This window comes from Actinomadura sp. KC345 (assembly GCF_004348515.1).
Taxonomy (GTDB): Bacteria; Actinomycetota; Actinomycetes; order Streptosporangiales; family Streptosporangiaceae; genus Spirillospora.
The window spans coordinates 1-18,997 of sequence record NZ_SMKH01000143.1 but is presented as its reverse complement, the minus strand read 5'-3'; the positions used below and the strand labels follow the sequence as shown (position 1 = coordinate 18,997).

Annotated in this window: 18 protein-coding genes; 12 read left to right on the top strand and 6 right to left on the bottom strand. The window is 73.5% G+C overall.

Translation table 11 applies throughout. The features are described 5' to 3' along the window. Positions 1–165: 165 nt before the first annotated feature. Positions 166–1,173 carry a DUF2332 domain-containing protein gene (locus tag E1281_RS22795; RefSeq protein ID WP_131881393.1) on the bottom strand — a complete coding sequence of 336 codons (1,008 nt, stop codon included), beginning with the start codon at positions 1,171–1,173 and terminating at the stop codon, positions 166–168. 80 nt (positions 1,174–1,253) lie between these two features. Here E1281_RS22795 and aroC point away from each other — a divergent pair, with 80 nt between their 5' ends. The 4 genes from aroC to aroQ are packed head-to-tail and all read left to right on the top strand — an operon-like array spanning position 1,254 to position 4,528. Next, positions 1,254–2,447, top strand: coding sequence for a chorismate synthase (gene aroC, locus E1281_RS22790; RefSeq protein WP_131881391.1), 1,194 nt, complete (start codon positions 1,254–1,256; stop codon positions 2,445–2,447). A 10-nt stretch (positions 2,448–2,457) separates the two neighbouring features. Beyond that, positions 2,458–3,018, top strand: a complete 561-nt coding sequence (locus tag E1281_RS22785; protein WP_131881389.1) for a shikimate kinase — start codon at positions 2,458–2,460, stop codon at positions 3,016–3,018. Then, positions 3,015–4,088, top strand: coding sequence for a 3-dehydroquinate synthase (gene aroB, locus E1281_RS22780; protein WP_131881387.1), 1,074 nt, complete (start codon positions 3,015–3,017; stop codon positions 4,086–4,088). Before E1281_RS22785 ends, aroB begins: the two co-directional genes overlap by 4 nt. Continuing rightward, the gene (aroQ, locus tag E1281_RS22775; RefSeq protein WP_131881385.1) at positions 4,085–4,528 is read left to right on the top strand and encodes a type II 3-dehydroquinate dehydratase; all 444 of its coding nucleotides are present in this window, start codon (positions 4,085–4,087) and stop codon (positions 4,526–4,528) included. The genes aroB and aroQ overlap by 4 nt, the downstream gene beginning before the upstream one ends. A gap of 30 nt (positions 4,529–4,558) precedes the next feature. Here the strand turns inward: aroQ and E1281_RS22770 are convergent, their stop codons facing one another. Next, on the bottom strand, positions 4,559–5,134 hold the full coding sequence (locus E1281_RS22770; RefSeq protein ID WP_131881383.1) for a TetR/AcrR family transcriptional regulator: 576 nt from the start codon (positions 5,132–5,134) through the stop codon (positions 4,559–4,561). Positions 5,135–5,306: 172 nt separating this feature from the next. Between E1281_RS22770 and E1281_RS22765 the strand changes: the two genes are divergently transcribed. Together E1281_RS22765 and E1281_RS22760 are read left to right on the top strand one after the other, a co-directional pair. Next, positions 5,307–5,972: an enoyl-CoA hydratase/isomerase family protein gene (locus E1281_RS22765; protein ID WP_131881381.1), complete on the top strand. Its 666-nt coding sequence runs from the start codon at positions 5,307–5,309 to the stop codon at positions 5,970–5,972. A gap of 74 nt (positions 5,973–6,046) precedes the next feature. Beyond that, entirely contained in the window at positions 6,047–7,093 is a 1,047-nt protein-coding gene (locus E1281_RS22760; RefSeq protein ID WP_131881379.1) for an LLM class F420-dependent oxidoreductase, read from the top strand. A gap of 93 nt (positions 7,094–7,186) precedes the next feature. On the opposite strand, the gene E1281_RS22755 is transcribed toward E1281_RS22760, so the two are convergent. After that, on the bottom strand, positions 7,187–8,665 hold the full coding sequence (locus E1281_RS22755) for an FAD-dependent oxidoreductase (RefSeq protein ID WP_207943431.1): 1,479 nt from the start codon (positions 8,663–8,665) through the stop codon (positions 7,187–7,189). Between the two features lie 142 nt (positions 8,666–8,807). Between E1281_RS22755 and E1281_RS22750 the strand changes: the two genes are divergently transcribed. The 6 genes from E1281_RS22750 (at position 8,808) to E1281_RS22725 (ending at position 13,784) form a co-directional block, all read left to right on the top strand. Continuing rightward, the gene (locus E1281_RS22750; RefSeq protein ID WP_131881377.1) at positions 8,808–9,905 is read left to right on the top strand and encodes a Xaa-Pro peptidase family protein; all 1,098 of its coding nucleotides are present in this window, start codon (positions 8,808–8,810) and stop codon (positions 9,903–9,905) included. A 31-nt stretch (positions 9,906–9,936) separates the two neighbouring features. After that, the gene (gene efp, locus E1281_RS22745; protein WP_131881375.1) at positions 9,937–10,494 is read left to right on the top strand and encodes an elongation factor P; all 558 of its coding nucleotides are present in this window, start codon (positions 9,937–9,939) and stop codon (positions 10,492–10,494) included. A 3-nt stretch (positions 10,495–10,497) separates the two neighbouring features. Continuing rightward, positions 10,498–10,914: a transcription antitermination factor NusB gene (gene nusB, locus E1281_RS22740; RefSeq protein WP_131881373.1), complete on the top strand. Its 417-nt coding sequence runs from the start codon at positions 10,498–10,500 to the stop codon at positions 10,912–10,914. A 253-nt stretch (positions 10,915–11,167) separates the two neighbouring features. Next, a complete protein-coding gene (locus tag E1281_RS22735; protein ID WP_243717258.1) occupies positions 11,168–11,953 on the top strand; it encodes a methyltransferase domain-containing protein in 786 nt (261 codons plus the stop codon). 7 nt (positions 11,954–11,960) lie between these two features. Continuing rightward, entirely contained in the window at positions 11,961–13,226 is a 1,266-nt protein-coding gene (locus E1281_RS22730) for a DNA polymerase IV (protein ID WP_131881369.1), read from the top strand. Between the two features lie 147 nt (positions 13,227–13,373). After that, entirely contained in the window at positions 13,374–13,784 is a 411-nt protein-coding gene (locus tag E1281_RS22725) for a DUF3040 domain-containing protein (RefSeq protein WP_131881399.1), read from the top strand. 48 nt (positions 13,785–13,832) lie between these two features. Here E1281_RS22725 and E1281_RS22720 read toward each other — a convergent pair whose 3' ends face one another. From E1281_RS22720 to E1281_RS22710, 3 genes are read right to left on the bottom strand one after another with little or no spacing between them, the layout of a single operon-like run. Next, complete coding sequence (locus E1281_RS22720) at positions 13,833–16,349, bottom strand: transglutaminaseTgpA domain-containing protein (protein WP_243717257.1); 2,517 nt, start codon at positions 16,347–16,349, stop codon at positions 13,833–13,835. Beyond that, complete coding sequence (locus E1281_RS22715; RefSeq protein WP_131881368.1) at positions 16,346–17,644, bottom strand: DUF58 domain-containing protein; 1,299 nt, start codon at positions 17,642–17,644, stop codon at positions 16,346–16,348. Before E1281_RS22715 ends, E1281_RS22720 begins: the two co-directional genes overlap by 4 nt. A 55-nt stretch (positions 17,645–17,699) precedes the next feature. Further along, a complete protein-coding gene (locus E1281_RS22710; protein WP_243717255.1) occupies positions 17,700–18,746 on the bottom strand; it encodes a MoxR family ATPase in 1,047 nt (348 codons plus the stop codon). Between the last annotated feature and the right edge of the window lie 251 nt (positions 18,747–18,997).

The following is an 18,997-nucleotide window of genomic DNA, read 5'->3' as shown; positions in this document are numbered from 1 at the left end:
GCCCGAGTTCCACGCGGCGGCGACGGCCCTCATCGAACCGATCGACACCTACTTCGACGACGTCATGGTCATGGACGAGGACCCGGCCCGGCGAGCCAACCGCCTGGGCTTCCTCGCCGCGATCAGGGACCGGGTGGCCCCCGTCCTCGAATGGCGCGAGATCGCCTAGGACCAGGTGACGGGCAGGCCGTGGGACGGGCCCTCGCCGAGGACCACCCGCTCGCCGCCCGGCCACAGCCGCAGCGCCACGACCTGGACGGCGTCGAGGCGGGAGGCGTCGCGCCCCTCGAACGACAGGTGGGCGACCGGCGCCTCCCCGGTCGCCGCGGCCCCGGCCTCGTCCAGGCGGCGGAGCAGCCGCGCCGCCTCGTCCTCGGACAGGTACGCCCACATCGTCGAATGCCACACGACCGTCGCCGCGCCCGGTTCCGGGGCGAGGCCGTCCAGGAAGTCGGCCGCGCCCGCCCGCACGACCGTCGCAGGGACCCGCGCGGCCACCTCGAACGCCGCCCGCAGCCGCTCGACCCGCGCCGTCTGGTCCGGCCACACGTAAGACAGCAGCCGCCGCCGCGCCTCCGGCGAGGTCGCGTCGAGCGGGCCGGTGTCGCATCCCAGCCGCTCCACGACGGCGAGCGGCGCGTCCACCGGGGGAAGGCCCCGCCAGGCGTCGTGGAGCACGACCGGTGACTCCGGCCCGTACGCGCCGCCCTCGTGCAGGAGCCGGAAATGGTCGGCCCGCAGGTTCAGGCCCGCGCTCGCGCCGATCTCCAGGAGCCTGATCGGCAGCCCCGTGGCCTCCGCCACCGCCAGGAGCCCGCCGACGAGCGGGGCCGCCCGCCCCACCTCGTTCGTCTGCGGCGGGTCGGCGAGCCCTTCCCGGATCTCCGCCGCGTGCTCGACCAGCACGTCCCGGAACGCGGGCCAGGCTCCCAGTGGATCCCGCGTCGCGCCCGCCGTCGGGTAGTACGCGGCGAGTTCCGGCGCCCGCCCCTCCAGGACGATCCGGTGCACCGTCCCCAGCATTCCCAGGACGAACCCGGTCTTCGCGCGCTCCCCGAGCACGCCCGCCACGGCCCCGCCCGGGTCGTCCGCCGCCCGCCTCAGAAGCTCCGCGTACATCGGCGACCCCAGCTTCGCGCATCCCCGCGCCTGCGCGAGCAGCGCCTCCCTCATCGACACCACCTCCGCGGACGAGCCTCTCAGATGGTGGACGGCGTCACGGGCGGGTGCGCGGAGTCAATAGGATCGGGGGCATGCTGCGCTGGTTGACCGCGGGGGAGTCCCATGGCCCGGCCCTGACCGCGATCGTGGAGGGGCTGCCGGCCGGTGTGCGCGTGACCTCGGGGGAGATCGCCGAGGAACTGCGCCGCCGCCGGCTGGGCCACGGGCGGGGCGCCCGGATGAAGTTCGAGCAGGACCAGGTGACGATCGTCGGCGGCGTCCGGCACGGGGTGACGCAGGGCGGGCCGGTGGCGATCGAGGTCGGCAACACCGAGTGGCCCAAGTGGGAGACGGTCATGTCGGCCGACCCGGTGGACGCGGACGTCCTCGCGGCCCAGAGCCGGGGGCAGGGTGGGAGAAATGCCCCGCTGTCGCAGCCGAGGCCCGGCCACGCCGATCTTGTCGGCATGCAGAAGTACGGCTTCGACGACGCCCGGCCCGTCCTCGAACGGGCGAGCGCGCGGGAGACCGCCGCGAGGGTCGCGCTCGGGACCGTCGCCAAGGCGTTCCTCAAGCAGGCCCTCGGCGTGGACGTGCTCAGCCACGTGATCGCGCTCGGCGAGGTCGCGGCGCCCGAGGGCGTGCTGCCCGAGCCCGGCGATCTCGCCCGGGTGGACGAGAGCCCGGTGCGCTGCTTCGACCACGGCGCGTCGGCGGCCATGGTCGCGCACATCGACGAGACCAAGAAGGCGGGCGACACCCTCGGCGGCGTCGTGGAGGTCCTCGCCTACGGTCTGCCGCCCGGCCTCGGCAGCCACGTCCACTGGGACCGCCGCCTCGACTCGCGGCTCGCCGGGGCCCTCATGGGCATCCAGGCGATCAAGGGCGTGGAGCTCGGCGACGGGTTCACCACCGCGCGGCGTCCCGGGTCCCGGGCGCACGACGAGATCGACGGCACGCCCGAGGGCGTCCGCCGGCGGACGAACCGGGCCGGCGGAGTCGAGGGCGGCATGACCACCGGCGAGCCGCTGCGCGTCCGGGCCGCGATGAAGCCGATCTCGACCGTGCCGCGCCGCCTCGACACCATCGACGTGAAGACCGGCGAGCCCGCCAAGGCCATCAACCAGCGCAGCGACGTCACCGCGGTCCCCGCCGCCGGGGTCGTCGCCGAGGCGATGGTGGCGCTGGTCCTCGCGGACGCGGCGCTGGAGAAGTTCGGCGGCGACTCGGCCGAGGAGACCGCCCGTAACCTGCGGGGATACGTGTCCTCGCTGACCGTCAAGTGAACTGGACACGCTGAGAATGCGACCGAAGGCCGTCATCATCGGGCCGCCAGGCTCCGGCAAGACCACGATCGGCGACGCGCTCGCGCGTCGCCTCGGCGTCGCCCTGCGCGACACCGACGCCGACGTCGAGAGTGCGGCGGGCAAGCCCGTCGGCGAGATCTTCATCGACGAGGGCGAGGAGCGGTTCCGCGAGCTGGAGCGCGCGGCCGTCGCGGCGGCGCTGGCCGAGCACGAGGGCGTGGTCGCGCTCGGCGGCGGCGCGGTTTTGGCGGAGGAGACGCAGGAACTGCTCGCCGGGCACACCGTCGTCTACCTCCGGGTCGGGCTGTCGGAGGCGATCAAGCGGGTGGGGCTCGCGTCGGCGCGTCCGCTGCTGGTCCTCAACCCGCGCAGCCAGATGCGCAAGCTCCTGGAGGAGCGCCTGCCGATCTACGAGCGGCTCGGCACGGTCGGCGTCGAGACCGACGGCCGCGAGCCGGCCGATGTCGTCGAGGAGATCGCCAAGGCCCTGGAGCACACGTCCCGCAACGGGGGGCGTGGGGGGTCGTCCCCCCACAGGGAGGACGCGTGACGCAGGCGCGGGTGCACGTGGGCGGCGCCGACCCGTACGACGTCGTCATCGGGGCCGGTGTCCTCGGCGAGCTGCCCGGCCTGGTCGGCGACCGCGCCACGACGGTCGCCGTCGTGCACGCCGAGGGGCTGCCGGAGATCGCCCGCCCGGTGTGCGGTGCCCTTGAACAGGCCGGACACACCGTCCACGCGCTGCCCGTCCCGGACGGCGAGGCCGCCAAGGAGGTCGGTGTCCTGGCCGGGCTGTGGTCGTCGTTCGCCCGGTCGGGCATGACCAGGACGGACGCCGTCGTCGGTGTCGGCGGCGGCGCGACCACCGACCTCGCCGGGTTCGCGGCGGCGTCGTGGCTGCGCGGCGTGCGGGCGGTGCTCGTCCCGACGACGCTGCTCGGCATGGTCGACGCGGCGGTCGGCGGCAAGACCGGGATCAACGTCCCCGAGGGCAAGAACCTCGTCGGCGCGTTCCACCCGCCGGCGGGAGTGCTGTGCGACCTGGCCACGCTGGTGACGATGCCCCGCGAGGACTACGTCAGCGGCCTCGCCGAGATCATCAAGGCCGGGTTCATCGCCGACCCGAAGATCCTGGAGCTGGTCGAGGACGACCCGGAGGGGGCCGCGTCCCCGGACGGCCCCCACACCCGCGAGCTGGTCGAACGCGCCGTGCAGGTCAAGGCGGACGTCGTGTCCGCCGACCTGAGGGAGGGCGGCCTGCGGGAGATCCTCAACTACGGGCACACGCTCGCGCACGCCATCGAGAAGGCGGAGGAGTACCGGTTCCGGCACGGCCACGCCGTCGCCATCGGCATGGTCTACGCCGCCGAGCTGGCCCGCCTCGCCGGGCGCCTGCCGGACGAGGCCGTCCGGCGGCACCGCGAGATCCTCGCCTCCGTCGGGCTCCCGGTCTCCTACGCCGGCGACTGGGCCGGCCTGCGCGCCACCATGGCCATCGACAAGAAGTCGCGGGGCGCCACGCTGCGGTTCGTCGTCCTCGACGGCATCGCCGAACCGGGCCGCCTCGAAGCCCCGGACGAGGATCTGCTCGCCGCCGCCTACCGGGAGATCGCCTCATGACCCGCGTGCTGGTCCTGAACGGACCCAACCTGCACCGCCTCGGCGTCCGCGAGCCCGACAAGTACGGGACGACCACCTTCGACGGCCTGGCCGAGCTGTGCCGGGACGCCGGCCGCCGCCTGGACCTGGCCGTCGAGGTCCGGCAGACCGACGACGAGGCCGAGATGATGCGCTGGGTGCACGAGGCCGCGGACGAGCGCGTCCCGGTCGTGCTGAACCCGGCCGCGTTCACCCACTACTCCTACGCGCTGCGGGACGCGCTCGCGCAGCGCACCGCGCCGCTGATCGAGGTGCACATCACCAACCCGGCGGCCCGCGAGGAGTTCCGCCACACCTCCGTCGTCGCGGGCGTCGCGACCGGCACCATCGCCGGCTTCGGCACGATGTCGTACGTCCTCGCCCTCCAGGCGATCGCCGAGCTGGCCGCCGGGAACGCCTGACCACCGGGAACGCCTGACGGGCGGGAGCGCCTAGGCCTCCTTGACGGCCTCGCGGGTCATGTCCTTGAGCTCGGTGACGACGTCGTCGAGGGGTGCGACGTCGCGGTGGGCGCGGCACAGGATCGTGGCGCCCTCGACGGCGGCGACGATCAGCCGGGCCAGGCGGGCGGCGCGGTCGTCGGCGACGCCCGCGTTGACGAGGCCGGTGGCGAGGGTGTCCTGCCAGCGGCCGAACGCCGCCGCGGCGGCCGCGGCGAGCTGCGGGGCGTCGTCGTGGCTCTCCACGGTGACGGCGACGATCGGGCAGCCCGCGCGGAATCCGCTCTTGACCAGGACCTGCCGCCACCAGCCGACGAAGGCGTCCACGGCCGACGCGGGATCGCCGCCCTCGGTGGCGGCGAGGATGCCGGCGTTGAGGAAGTCCCCGGCGTAGCGGACGGCCTCCTCGGCGAGCTGCGCCTTGCCGCCGGGGAAGTGGTGGTAGATCGATCCCCGGGGGGCGCCGCTGTGCGCGATGACGTCGCGGAACCCGGTGCCGCTGTAGCCGCGCTCGCGGAAGAGGTAGGCGGCGCTGCGCACCATGCGTTCCCGGCTGTCGGTCCCCATGACCCCGATTATGACATTCATCATAGGAGTTCCGCGTTGACCATGACGATCGTCATACGAAATGTTGGCTATGTCGGACGTCATACCGAAACGACGGCATCATGGGGCGGTGCTCTCCGGCTGCTACCGGTGAGTAGGGTCGGTTCGGGCGGCAGCGACGAAGGGGACGCACATGATGGACGTCCAGCGCGACGGGGACGTGTTCGTCCTGCGCTTCGACGCGGGCGAGAACCGCTTCAGCCCCGGGTTCCTCGGCGCGGCCGAGGGCGCGCTCGACTCCCTGGAGAAGAACGACGGGCCGGCCGCCCTCGTCACCGTCGGGACCGGCAAGTTCTACTCCAACGGGCTCGATCTCGACTGGCTCGGAGCCAACCAGGAGAAGTTCGAGGACTACCTGCGCCGCATCCACGGCCTGTACGCACGCGTCCTGTCGCTGCCGATGCCCACGGTCGCGGCGCTGAACGGGCACGCGTTCGCGGGCGGCGGGATGCTCGCCCTCGCGCACGACTTCGCGGTCATGCGGACGGACCGCGGCTTCTTCTGCCTGCCCGAGGTCGACCTCGGGATGGCGTTCACGCCCGGGATGAACGCGCTGATCCAGGCGCGGCTGCCGAAGCGGACCGCGCACGAGGCGATGGTCACCGGCCGCCGCTACACGGCGGAGGAGGCGGAGGAGGCCGGCATCGTCCAGCGCACCGCGGCCGAGGACGAGGTGCTGCCCGCGGCCGTCGCATGGGCGGCGTCCATGGCGGGCAAGAACGGCGGGACGGTGGGAAAGATCCGCGCGGACCTGTACCGGCCGGTGCTCGACGCGCTGAACGGCCCGGTCCTGTCCTGACCCTCGCCGCGCCGCGGCCTCCGGAGTAGGTTACGTTCGACTGGAATCCGATTCGGTTACGGGAAGGGATGCCGATGCGCATCGGGATGGCGCTCAGCTACTCCGGCGGTTTCAAGGAGACCGTCGAGGAGCTGGCCGACTACGAGAAGGCCGGCCTCGACATCGTCTATGTCGCGGAGGCGTACAGCTTCGACGCGGTGAGCCAGATGGGCTACATCGCCGCCAAGACCGAGCGGGTGGAGATCGCCTCCGGCATCCTCAACATCTACTCGCGGACGCCGACCGCCATCGCGCAGACCGCCGCGGGGCTGGACTACATCTCCGACGGGCGGTTCACGCTCGGCATCGGCGCGTCCGGCCCGCAGGTCATCGAGGGCTTCCACGGCGTGCCCTACACCGCGCCGCTCGGCCGCACCCGCGAGATCATCGAGATCTGCCGCAAGACGTGGCGGCGCGAGCGGCTCCAGTACGACGGCAAGCACTACAAGCTGCCGCTGCCCGAGGGGCAGGGCACCGGCCTCGGCAAGGCGCTCAAGATCATCAACCACCCGGTGCGGGCCGACATCCCGATCATGGTCGCCGCGATCGGCCCGAAGAACGTCGAGCTGACGGCCGAGATCGCCAACGGCTGGGAGCCGATCTTCTACATGCCGGAGAAGGCCAAGGACGTGTGGGGCGAGTCCCTGGCCGCCGGGAAGGCCAGGCGCGACCCCGCCCTCGGCGAGCTGGACGTCGTCGGGCAGTCCCCGCTCGCCATCGGCGACGACGTCCAGGGATACCTGGAGTTCGGGCGCCCGATGGCGGCCCTGTACATCGGCGGCATGGGCGCCAAGGGCAAGAACTTCTACAACAACCTCGCCCGCCGGTACGGCTTCGAGAAGGAGGCCGAGGAGATCCAGGACCTCTACCTCGACGGCAAGAAGGACGAGGCCGCCGCGAAGGTCCCGCAGGAGCTGCTGGAGAAGATGTCGCTCATCGGCTCCGAGGGCCATGTCCGCGAGCGGCTCGCCGCGATGAAGGAGTCCGGCGTCACCACGCTGAACGTCTCCCCGATCGCGGGCGACCACAAGGGCCGCCTGGCCCTGATCGAGAAGGTCAAGGAGATGGCCGCCGACCTGTAGGCACGGGGCGGGCCGTTCCCGCCCGGGAACCGGCGACGTGGGGTCCGGCCGCTGCGCGGCAGCGGCCGGACCACGTCCGGGAGCCGGGCCCCGTCACAGGGCGGCGTGGACCTCCCTGGCGACGCGTTCGCCGGAGCGGACGGCGCCGTCCATGTAGCCCGTCCAGTAGTCGGAGGTCTCGGTGCCGGCCCAGTGGACCGGGCCGCAGGGCGCCCGCAGCGCCGGGCCGAAGGCGGTGAGCGCGCCCGGCGGGGCCACGCCGGTGGGGCCGCCGCCGCTCCACGTCTCGTTGTCCCACCGCTGGATCGCCGTGATCCTCGGGGTCGCGGCCTTGCCGCCGAACAGCGTGGTGAACGAGGCGAGCCCGGCGGCCCGCACCTCGCTCTCCGGCGCGCCGTCGAGCTTCCTGATGTTGGCCTGGTTGATGAAGCCCATCAGGATGCCGCGCGACCCGTCCGGCGGGCTGTTGTCGAACGTCGCGTCGATGGCCCCGCTGTCGGCGATCGCCTGGCCGGTCAGGCCGTCCGCCCGCCAGAACGGCGTGTCGTAGACGCCGATGAACTTGGCGATCGAGCCCATCGGATAGCGCTGCATGAGCTGCGCCCGGCTCGCGGGCAGCCCCGGCGAGTAGTCGATCCTGCCGGCGACCGCGGGGGACATCGCCACGACGACCCGCTTGGCCGACACCGTGATCCCGTCCGCGTGGACGGTGGCGCCGCCCGGACCGGTCACGATGGACCGCACCGGGGCGTCGTAGCGGACGATGCCGCCCAGCCGTTCCGCCAGGCGCACGGGCACCTGCTCCGGGCCCCCGGCGAACCGTGACTCCTGCGCGCCGTCCTTGGTGTTGATCAGCCGGTCGATCGTCCCCGGGGTGCTCTCGTTGCCCGCGGCGGCGGCGTAGTGCAGCAGGTAGAGCAGCGACACCTCCTGCGAGCGCATCGACAGCGTGGAGGAGGCGAACGCGTCCATCAGGAACCGCGCCCCGCTGCTGAGCGAGTTCGACCGCGACCAGGTGTAGAACGTCTGGGCGTCCCACTCCTCGGCCTTGGGAGCCTTCCACGGCTCGCCGACCGGCACGTCCTTGATCATTTCGCCGAGCTTCAGCAGCGCGATCTGCAGGTCGATGACGCCCCAGTCCGGCGGCACCGCCCCGAGGACGCCGTCGGTCTCGTAGAGGGACCGCTTGCCGTTGCGGAAGTAGACGTTCTTGCCGGTGTTGTAGGTCTTGAAGGTCTCCACGCCCATCTCGCGGGTGAGCGCGGCGATGCGGTCCTGGGTGGGGCCGATGAACTCGGCGCCGCCCTCGCTGGTGGTGCCGTCGCCGAGCGGCAGGCCGTAGACGCGCCCGCCGGGCCGGTCCCGGGCCTCCAGGACGATCACCGACCGCCCTGCCGCGACGAGGTCGCGGGCGGCGGTCAGGCCGGACAGGCCGGCGCCGACGACCACGACGTCGGCGGCGGCGGGCTCGGTGCGGGCGGCGGCGGACGGCGCCGCGGCCGCGGAGGCGACGGCTCCGGCGGCGGTGAGCGCGCCTGTGCCGAGCAGTCTGCGGCGGCTGACTCGGGTCACGGGGAATCCTCCTGGGGGGGAAGTCCAAGAGCGGGGGACGGTCCGACGGTCGGTCACGCTAAGCCAGCCCCGGCGAGAAGTCGAGGGTTATTCATGTTTCGTGATCGCGCCGAGTCCGTCGCCGTGCCCTAGAGTCCTGGGCATGGGGGAGACGCACACCGACCGGCGGCAGACGTACATCGCCCGGCGGCACCGGCTGGCCGCGCTCGCCGCGGAGCGGGACGCCGGCGCCCTGCTGGTCACCCGGCTCGTCAACGTCCGCTACCTGACCGGTCTCGACAGCTCCAGGGCCGCACTGCTCGTCGCGGCCGACGGCGGGGCCGTGCTCGCGACCGACGGCCGGTACGCCGGCATGGCCGCGCGGGTCTGCCCCGAGCTGCCCGTCATCGTCGACCGGCAGGTCGCGGCGGCGCTGGTGGCGCGGGCCGCCGCGGACGGCCGCGGCCGGCTCGGCTTCGAGGCCCACGACGTCACCGTCGAGCAGCACGCGGCTCTGCGCGAGCAGGCGGCGATCGAACTGACCGCGTCCGGTCACCTGGTCGAGGAGCTCCGCCAGGTCAAGGACGAGGAGGAGATCGCGCTGCTGCGCGAGGCGTGCGCGGTCACCGACCGCGCGTTCGAGGCCGTCCTCCCCGGGATCCGCGCCGGGGTCACCGAGCGGGCCGTCGCCATCGCGCTCGAACGGGCGATGGTGGACCTCGGCGGCGACGGCCCCGGGTTCGAGTCGATCGTCGCGTCCGGGCCGAACGGCGCCGTCCCGCACCACCATCCGGGCGGGCGGGAGCTCCAGCGCGGCGACCTCGTGACCATGGACTTCGGCGCCCGGTGCGGCGGCTACCACGCCGACATGACCCGCACCGTCGCGATCGGCGAGCCCGCCGGATGGCAGCGCGACCTCTACGACCTCGTCCACCGCGCGCAGGCCGCCGGCCTCGCCGCCGCCGTCCCCGGCGCCGACACCAAGGACGTCGACGCCGCCGCCCGCGACGTCATCAAGGCCGCCGGGCACGGCGACGCGTTCACCCACGGGCTCGGGCACGGTGTCGGCCTGGAGATCCATGAGGCTCCGCTCATGGGGTACGACAAGACCGGTAGGCTGATGGACCGAGTTCCGATCACGGCGGAGCCGGGGGTCTACCTCACGGACCGGGGCGGGGTCCGAATCGAGGACACGTTCGTGGTCCGCGCGGACGGCCCGGAGCTCCTCACGACAACGACCAAGGACCTGCTCGTCCTCTGACGCGCGGGCCCGCGACCGGGAGATCAACGCAGTGGCGACGACGAACGACCTGAAGAACGGCATGACGCTGAACCTCGACGGCCAGCTGTGGACCGTCCTGGAATTCCAGCACGTCAAGCCCGGCAAGGGCGGCGCGTTCGTCCGTACCAAGATCAAGAACGTGCTGTCCGGCAAGGTCGTCGACAAGACCTTCAACGCCGGCACCAAGGTCGAGGTGGCCAGCGTCGACAAGCGGGAGATGCAGTACCTCTACCGCGAGGGCGACGACTTCGTCTTCATGGACACCGAGACCTACGACCAGCCGAACATCCCCGCCGGCGTCGTCGGCGACGGGGCGAACTTCCTGCTCCCCGAGCAGAACGTCACGATCGCCTTCAACAACGAGAACCCCCTGTACATCGAGCTGCCGGCGGCCGTCGTCCTGGAGATCACCGAGACCGAGCCCGGCCTGCAGGGCGACCGCTCCACCGGGGGCAGCAAGCCCGCCACGCTGGAGACCGGCGCGCAGGTCCAGGTGCCGCTGTTCATCACCACCGGCGAGAAGGTCAAGGTCGACACCCGCTCCGGCGAGTACCTCGGCCGTGGCTGAGGCATGAGCGCACGCACCAAGGCACGCAAACTCGCGCTCGACATCCTGTTCGCGGCGGAACTGCGCGAGGAGGAGCCGACCGCGGTCCTGGCGGCCCGGGGCCGCCCCAACCAGGACGAGCTGGCCGAGTACCCGCACGCCGTGCGGCTGATCGAGGGCGTCCAGGAGCACCGGGAGCGCATCGACGAGCTGATCGCCACCTACGCCGCCGGCTGGACGCTGGAGCGCATGCCCGCCGTCGACCGCAACATCCTCCGGATGGGCGCGTTCGAGCTGCTGTGGGTGGACGACGTCCCCGACGGCGTCGCCGTCAGCGAGGCGGTCGGCCTGGCCACCGAGCTGTCGACCGACGAGTCCCCGCGCTTCGTCAACGGCCTCCTCTCCCGGCTCCAGCAGCTGAAGCCGTCCCTGACCCTCTGACCCGGGAGTACGTGGTGCCGAAGACGCATGGCCGGGTAGTTCTCACCACGATGACCACCTCAGCCGTCACCCCGGCCCCGCAGCGGCCTGAACCGTCGCGATCGCGTCCGAAGGCAGGTTTCGGACCTGCGAGAAGCCTGATCGCGCAGCGAGCCGCCAAGCCGAGTTCGGAGCGATGCAGCGATCGCACCGCGGTGCCCGCCGAAGGAGGGCCCTGCAGGGCCCGACGCCAAGGGCACTGCAGGAGAACACAGTGACGGGCCGGCAGCAGAAGCGGGTGCGCGGTGGCGCTCATGTGCGCAGCGCGGTCCTGTGGGAGGCCCTGCGGGGCGTCCTCGACCGCATCGCCCCGGAGGCCGGCCAGAGCGAGGTCGTCGACGTCGGCGGCGGCACGGGCGGCTTCGCGGTGCCGCTCGCCGAGCTCGGGCACCGGGTGACGGTGGTCGACTCCAACCCCGACGCGCTCGCGGCCTTGGAACGCCGCGCCGCCGAGTCCGGCGTGACCGTGCGGGCCGTGCAGGGCGACGCCGTCGACCTGCCGGACCTGCTGGGCCCGGACGCCGCCGACCTGGTGCTGTGCCACAGCGTCCTCGAATACGTGGACGACCCCGGCGCGGCGATGGCGGCGCTGACCGGCACGGTCCGTCCCGGCGGCTCGGTCAGCGTCCTGGTCGCGGGGCAGATCGCCGCCGCGCTGCACCGCGCGGTGTCCGGGCACTTCGACGACGCGCGCCGGGTGCTGACCGACGCGTCCGGACGGTGGGGCGAGAGCGACCGGATGCCCCGCCGGTTCACCAGGGAGACGCTGTCGTCGCTGGTGCGGGGCGCGAACCTGCGGGTCGCCGAGCTGCACGGAGTCCGGATCTTCGCCGACCTGGTGCCGGGCGGGATGCTGGACGGCGACGCCGACTCGGCCGACGCGCTCATCGCGCTGGAGTCGGTCGCGGCCGTCCACCCCGTCCTCCGCGACCTCGCCACGCAGCTGCACCTGGTGGCCGACAAACCTGGCCGTTCCCCCCACAAGGAAACGGCCGGGTAGCGGACCCGTGAGCCGCAAGCAGCAGTTGCACCGGCCCGGGCCGCAGCCGGGGCCGCCCGCCGACGACACCGGGTGCTCCATCCTGCACGTGGACATGGACGCGTTCTTCGTCGGCGTCGAGCTGCTGGAACGCCCGGAGCTGCGGGGCCGTCCCGTCATCGTGGGCGGCGCGGGGCCGCGCGGGGTGGTGTCGGCGGCGTCCTACGAGGCCCGCCGGTTCGGCGTCCATTCCGCGATGCCGATGTCGCGCGCGCGGCGGCTGTGCCCGCGGGCGGTCGTCCTGCCGGTGAGCCACGGCAAGTACTCCCGCGTGTCCGCCGCGGTGTTCGAGATCTTCCGCTCCGTCACGCCGCTGGTGGAGGGCCTGTCGCTGGACGAGGCGTTCCTCGACGTGGCGGGCGCCCGGCGCCGGCTCGGCCGCCCCGCGGAGATCGCGGCGATGATCCGCGAGCAGATCCGGGACCAGCAGGGCATCACCTGCTCGGTCGGCGTCGCGAGCAACAAGTTCGTCGCCAAGCTGGCCTCGACGCGCTGCAAGCCCGACGGGATGCTCGTGGTCCCGGCGGACGGCGCCGTGGACTTCCTGCACCCGCTGCCCGTCGCGTCCCTCTGGGGCGTCGGGGAGCGGACGGAGCAGGCGCTGGCCCGCCTCGGGCTGCGGACCGTCGGGCAGCTCGCCCAGGTGCCGCTGAGCACGCTGCAGCGCGAGCTGGGCAACGCGCTGGGCGCCCATCTGCACGAGCTCGCCTGGGGCCGCGACCCGCGCGAGGTCGTCGCCCACACGCCCGACAAGAGCATCGGCGCCGAAGAGACCTTCGACACCGACGTCGACGACCCGGAGGTCATCCGCCGGGAGCTGCTGCGGCTGTCGGAGCGGGTCGGCGCGAGGCTACGCGAGAGCGGGAACGCGGGCCGGACGGTGAGCGTCAAACTGCGGATGGCGAACTTCAAGACGATCACTCGGGCGCGGACGCTGGACGAGCCGACCGACCTCGCTCGTGTGATCTATGTCACAGCCTGTGCCCTCTATGAGGGGGCGGGGCTGGAGCGGGTACGTCTCCGACTGGTCGGGGTCCGGGTGGAGAACCTGGGACCCGCCGGCGAGGCCCCCCGTCAGCTCGCCTTCGACGAGCCGGAAAGCGGCTGGCGTGAGGCCGAGCGAGCCATGGATCAGGTCGCTCACCGGTTCGGCCGCGGCGTGGTCCGCCCCGCCGCGCTCGTCCGGCGTGCAGCCGCTGGTGACGGACGTGACGGCAGGGACGGAAGACAATGAAAGAAGGCTGTGAGGTGACCGGCGCCGGGTCCTCGGCGGGCCGTTCGCTTTCGTACGCTCGACAGTGCTCGTATTCTGGGCATATCACCGTTGACGTTCGCGTCCTGCATCGGATACCCCGCAGTGGGGCTGTCGTTGGGAGGTGCCGTGCCGCTCTCTGAGCACGAGCAGCGCATGCTCGAACAGATCGAATCGGCGTTGTACGCCGAGGATCCCAAGTTCGCTCACGCGGTTCGCTCGACCAACCCCCAGGTCCACTACAAGCGCCGGATCGTCAAGGCCGCCTTCGGCTTCGTCGTGGGCGTCTGCACCCTGATGGCCGGTCTCGTGATCAACGCGGGCACCGTCACCATCGCGGTCAGCGTGACCGGCTTCCTCCTGATGGTGGTGTGCTGCGTCTGGGCGTTGACGAGCTGGAAGCGGATGGCGGGCATCGGAGAAGAGTCCGCCGCCCCCCAGGGCGGCGGCGGCCAGCAGGCCGGTCCCGCCAAGCCCGCCAAGGCGGGTTTCATGGAACGCATGGAAGAGCGCTGGCGCCGCCGCAGCGAAGGCGACTGACCTGCCGCTCCTCCTCTCGTCCCGGTCCGCGGCGCGGGCCGGGACGAACTACGTGCGCGGGGGCGGCTTCCGGGACCACCTGCCGCGGCGGGCGGGCAGGTCGTTGAGGCGGGCGGTCGCGTCCAGCACCCGGCCGCCGGCCGAGTGGAGCGTCTCCCGCGTCTGCGCGATCGTGGACGGCGGCAGCAGCCGGGCGCGCCAGCGGGTCCGCCGGCCCACCGACGCCGCGAACGCCCCGCGGAGCGTGCGGACGTCCGCACGCAGCCGCTCGGGCGGCTCGGGGGAGTGCGACAGGGAGTAGCGGGCCAGCTCCTCGGCGCGGGAGACGCGGGACAGGGCCTGCGCGCCCGCCGCGTCCAGTTCCAGCAGCTCGCCGAGACGGCGCGCGATGGCGCGGGGGGAGTCGCTGGAACGCCATTCGAGCCCGTGGTCGAGCGCGTCGGCGCGCAGCTCGCGCCATGCGGCGTGCGCGGCGCCCGCCGGATCGGGCGCACGCGTCCGCCCGCCCGCGCCGGGCGGGCGCTGCGGCGGCCGCGCGGAGGACGGGCGGTCCTCCGGTCCGGGCGGCGCCGTCAGGCACGCCCACCTGCGGCGCCGGGTGTAGAGGCGCAGCGCCATCGGAACGGCCATCAGCAGCAGGACCAGGAGTCCGCCCGCCAGCCACGGCGTCGCGGAGAACCCGCCCTCCTCGCCGCCCGCGGCGGCGCCGTCTTCGGGACCGGTGTCGCCCCGCTGCTGCGGGCCGGCGCTGGGCGCTGCGGCGTCGTCCTCGGCCCGCGACGACGACTCCGGCGCCGGCGCGGTCTCGCTCTCCGGGCCCCCGCCGGTGCTGATCGCGGGCAGGCTGTAGCCGGGGGCGTCGGCGGTACCCTGCCCGGCCGCGCCCGCCGGCGTCGGTTCGAACCGCACCCAGCCGCTGCCCTGGAAGTACAGCTCCGGCCAGGCGTGCGCGTCGCGCGAGCGGACGACCCACTGGCCGGGCCTCGTCTCGCTGCCCGGCGTGTAGCCCATCGCGACGCGGGACGGGATGCCGACCATGCGGGCCAGCAGCGCCATCGACGCGGCGAACTGCTCGCAGTAGCCGCGCTTGCTGTGCAGCAGGAAGTCGACGAGGTCGCTGCCCTGCTGCGGGGCCGGCGCGGACAGGTCGTAGGTGAAGCCGCCGGTCTGGGTGAACCAGCGCTGCAGCTTCACGGCCTGGGACAGCGCCGTGCCCGACCCCGCGGTGACCTGCTGGGCGAGCCGCCTGATCTCCTGCGGGATGTTCCTGGGCACCGCCGTGTAGCGGGAGACGACCTCGGCCGGGTAGTCGCCGGCGGCGGCGAGCTGGCCGGACGTCGGCTCCGCGAGCAGGCTCTCGACGGTGTAGGAGCGTCCGCCCGCGGAGTCGCGCAGCGAGTAGACCATCAGCGACTGGTCGTGCACCCGCCAGTCGCCCTTGATCGACACGCTGGACGGGGCGTACGGCACCGGCAGGAACGTCATGTTCCTGACCTCCGGGCGCACCTCGACCCTCGTCGTCACCTTCCGGGTGTCGGCGACGGTCAGGCCGGGCGGCGGCGGGAGGTCGTCTCCGGTCAGCCGGTCCCGGGAGCTGCTCTTGAGAGGGCTGTAGGTCCACCGGTCGCCGTCGAACCGGTCGAGGGCGTACAGACGCAGGTAGTCGGGCGCCTGCGTGTCGTCCGTCCGGTAGGTGAGGACGATCGAGTCGTCGAGCCGGGTCAGTTCGCGCTTCAGGCTGACCAGCGGGTCGGGCGTGGTCACCGTCTGGGTGCCGCCGCCCTCGCCGCCGCCCAGCCCGAGCACGCCGCGGGGGTGCAGGCCCGGCACGGCCGCCGGCACCAGCACCGCGACGGCGACGGCGACCGCCGCGATCCGGCGCCCGCTCGCCGCGAGCGCCGCCGCGTCGAGCGAGGCGGCGGGGTCGTCCGGGCGGAAACCGGCGCCCGCCATCGGGACCTCGCGCTGGCGGCGGCGCGTGGTCACCGTCCGCCCCCAGCCGCCGAGCCGCTCGCGGGCGTCGGCCATCAGCAGACCGAGGAAGCCCAGCGCCCCGACGCCGAACGCCAGCCAGCTGACGCCGTCGTCGCGGACCGCGGCGGGCACGCTGTACATGGCCAGCAGCGGCAGCCCGGCCGGGGCCGTGCGGCGCAGCCGCACGGCCAGCAGATCGACCAGGACGGCGACCAGCCCGACGCCGCCGGCGGCCATCAGCGAGATCCCGGGCAGCAGCGGGACCGGCGCCGCGTACCGGTTGACGGCCTGCCAGCCGGCCTCGTTGAGGTCGGCGAGGTGGCGGATCGACTCCGGTGACGGGATGACCGCCAGCCACGCCCGGTCTCCCGCGTAGACCAGGTTCAGGTAGAGCAGCAGCGCGACCAGGCCGAACAGCGGGTCGAACGGGGCCGGCAGCCGCAGCCGGCGCGACAGCAGCCCGCCGCCGGAGACGGCGAGCACCGCCCCGAAGCCCGCCCAGAACCAGCCGTGCTCCTCGAACAGCGGGTAGAGGCCGACCGAGCCGGCGAGCGTCGCCAGCCCCGCCATGACCGTCATCCGGATCCTCATGAGCCGTCCTTGACGAAGTCCTCGCCGGCCTGGCCGGCCTGCGCCCACGCCCCGGCCAGCTCCGCCGCCGACCGGATGATCACCACTCGCCAGCCGCCCGCGCGCAGCAGCCCCGCGGCCGTCCGCGCGGCCGGCCGGCCGCCGCCCGCCGCGCCTTCCGCCGCGCCCGCGCTCCCGCCGCGTCCGTGCCCCGCGACCAGCACCGCGACACAGGTCCCGGTGCCGCGCCGCGCCGCCGCGACCGACCGCGCCTCCTCGGCGGTCAGGACGCCGAACACCGCGATGACCAGTCCGCCGCCGTCGCGCTCCTCGCCCGGCCGGCCGCGCAGCGCCGCGATCCCCGCCGACAATGAAGCGCCCTTGGACCTGCGCGCCACCGCCAGGGTGTCCAGCAGCAGCCCCTCGAACCCGCCGTCGGCGGACGCGGTCGGCAGCGCCTCGCCCGCGTCGGTGACGTAGCGCATGTTCATCCCGGTCTGCACGAGGTGCACCCCGATCGAGGCGGTGACCGACACGGCCTGCTCGAACGAGCCCGCGGAGCCGTCGCCCCAGTGCGCGGTGCGGCGCGTGTCGAAGAACAGCGTCCCGCTGCTCTGGAAGTGCTGCTCCTCGCGCCGCACCATCAGCTCACCGTGCCGCGCCGTGGACCGCCAGTGCACGCGGCGCAGGTCGTCGCCGTGCCGGTACTCGCGCGGCGTCACGTCGTCCTCGCCCGCCGTGGAGACCGCCCGCGCGATGCTGTCGCCGCCGCCCGTCCACGCGCCGGTCAGCCGCTCGGGCGGCAGCGGCACGATCGTCGGCGTCACCGTGAGCGTGTCGGACAGGCTGAACGAGCGGACCAGCTCCACCATCCCGAACGGATCGGCCAGGCGCACCGTCAGCGGGCCCACCCGGAAGCGCCCGCGCACGTCGGAGCGGATCCGGTAGCCGAGCTCGCGCTTGCCGTGCGGCTCGATCCGGTCCAGGACGAACCGGGCGCGGCCGCCGAGCGCGTACGGCACCCGGTCCTCCACCATCAGCACCCCGCTCGGCAGCCGGGACACGTTCTCCAGCCGGAGGTCGACGCGCGCCTCGTGGCCGACCGGCAGCCGCGGCGGGTCCAGGCGCCGCGCGCACGCCAGCCGGTAGCGGGTCCGCGACACCGCCAGCGTGCACAGCAGCGGCAGCACCAGGACGAGCACGCCCGCGCGCAGCAGGTCGCGCTCGCCGAGAACGAACGCGCAGAGGATCGCGGTTCCGCCGGCGGCCACGAAGGAGCGGCCGCGGGTGGTGAGGCCGGCCAGCGCTCGTCTCAAGGCTCACATCCGGTCAAGGGTCACTTCCGGGGGAGGTCCGCTTCCGCGGGGACGGTCACTTCCTGGGGGACGGGACCGGCAGGCGCTTCACCAGGTCGGCGACGACCTGCTCGGGACGGCGCCGCTCCACCTGCGCCTCGGCGGTGGGCAGGAGCCGGTGCGCGAGGACGGGGACGGCGAGTTCCTGGACGTCGTCGGGGACGACGTAGTCGCGGTCGTCGAGCGCCGCGTACGCCCGCGCGGCCCGCACCAGCTGCAGGGTCGCCCGCGGCGAGGCGCCGAGCCGCAGCTCGGGATGGCTCCGGGTCGCCGTGACGAGGTCGATCGCGTACTGGCGCACCGCGGGCGACACGTGCTGCCCGCGCACCACGGCGATGAGGTCGCGGACGTCGGCGGCGTGGGCGACCGGGGCCAGCCGGTCAAGGGGGGACGCCTCGCCGTGGGTGTCCAGCATCTCCAGCTCGGCGGCCGGATCGGGGTAGCCCATCGAGATCCGGGCGGTGAACCGGTCGCGCTGCGCCTCGGGCAGCGCGTAGGTGCCCTCCATCTCCACCGGGTTCTGGGTGGAGATGACCATGAACGGGGGCTCCAGGCCGTAGGTGGTGCCGTCGACCGTGACCTGCCGCTCCTCCATGCACTCCAGCAGCGCGGACTGGGTCTTCGGGGACGCGCGGTTGATCTCGTCGCCGACCACGATGTTGGCGAACACCGGGCCGGGCTTGAACTCGAACTCGCGGAGCTCCTGGTTGTAGGCGCTGACCCCGGTGATGTCGCTGGGCAGAAGGTCGGGCGTGAACTGCACGCGCCGCACGGAGCAGTCGACCGAGCGCGCGAGCGCCTTGGCGAGCATCGTCTTGCCGACGCCGGGCACGTCCTCGATCAGCAGGTGCCCCTCCGCGAGCAGCACCGTCAGGGCGAGCCGCACCGCCGAGGGCTTGCCCTCGATCACCGACTCCACCGCGCCCCTGATCCTGTCCGCCACCTCGGCGAGGCCGTCGAGGCCCGGCCCCGGCCCCTCGCGCCCGGTTCCGCCGCGACGGGCCGGGCGGGATGCCGGAGGGTCGGTCTCCATGAACGACTCACCGTGCGTGCCTACTGCCACCAAACCCTCCTCAGCCGTCCGGTCCGCGCGGTCGGCTCGAACGCCCCTGCCGGGCCCGCCCCGTCCGGGGGACCGGTCCCACCGCGAGCCGGTGCGGCGCCTCCGCGCCCGCCCAACCGACAGTACGTCGTCGGAAGGCGCTCTGCGATGTTCATGTTGAACGCGAGCCCATTGTGCTCCACGGCTGTCTCTTATACGCATCTGACGCTGCCGACGAACCCTAGGGTGTAGATCTTGGGGGTCGACGTATC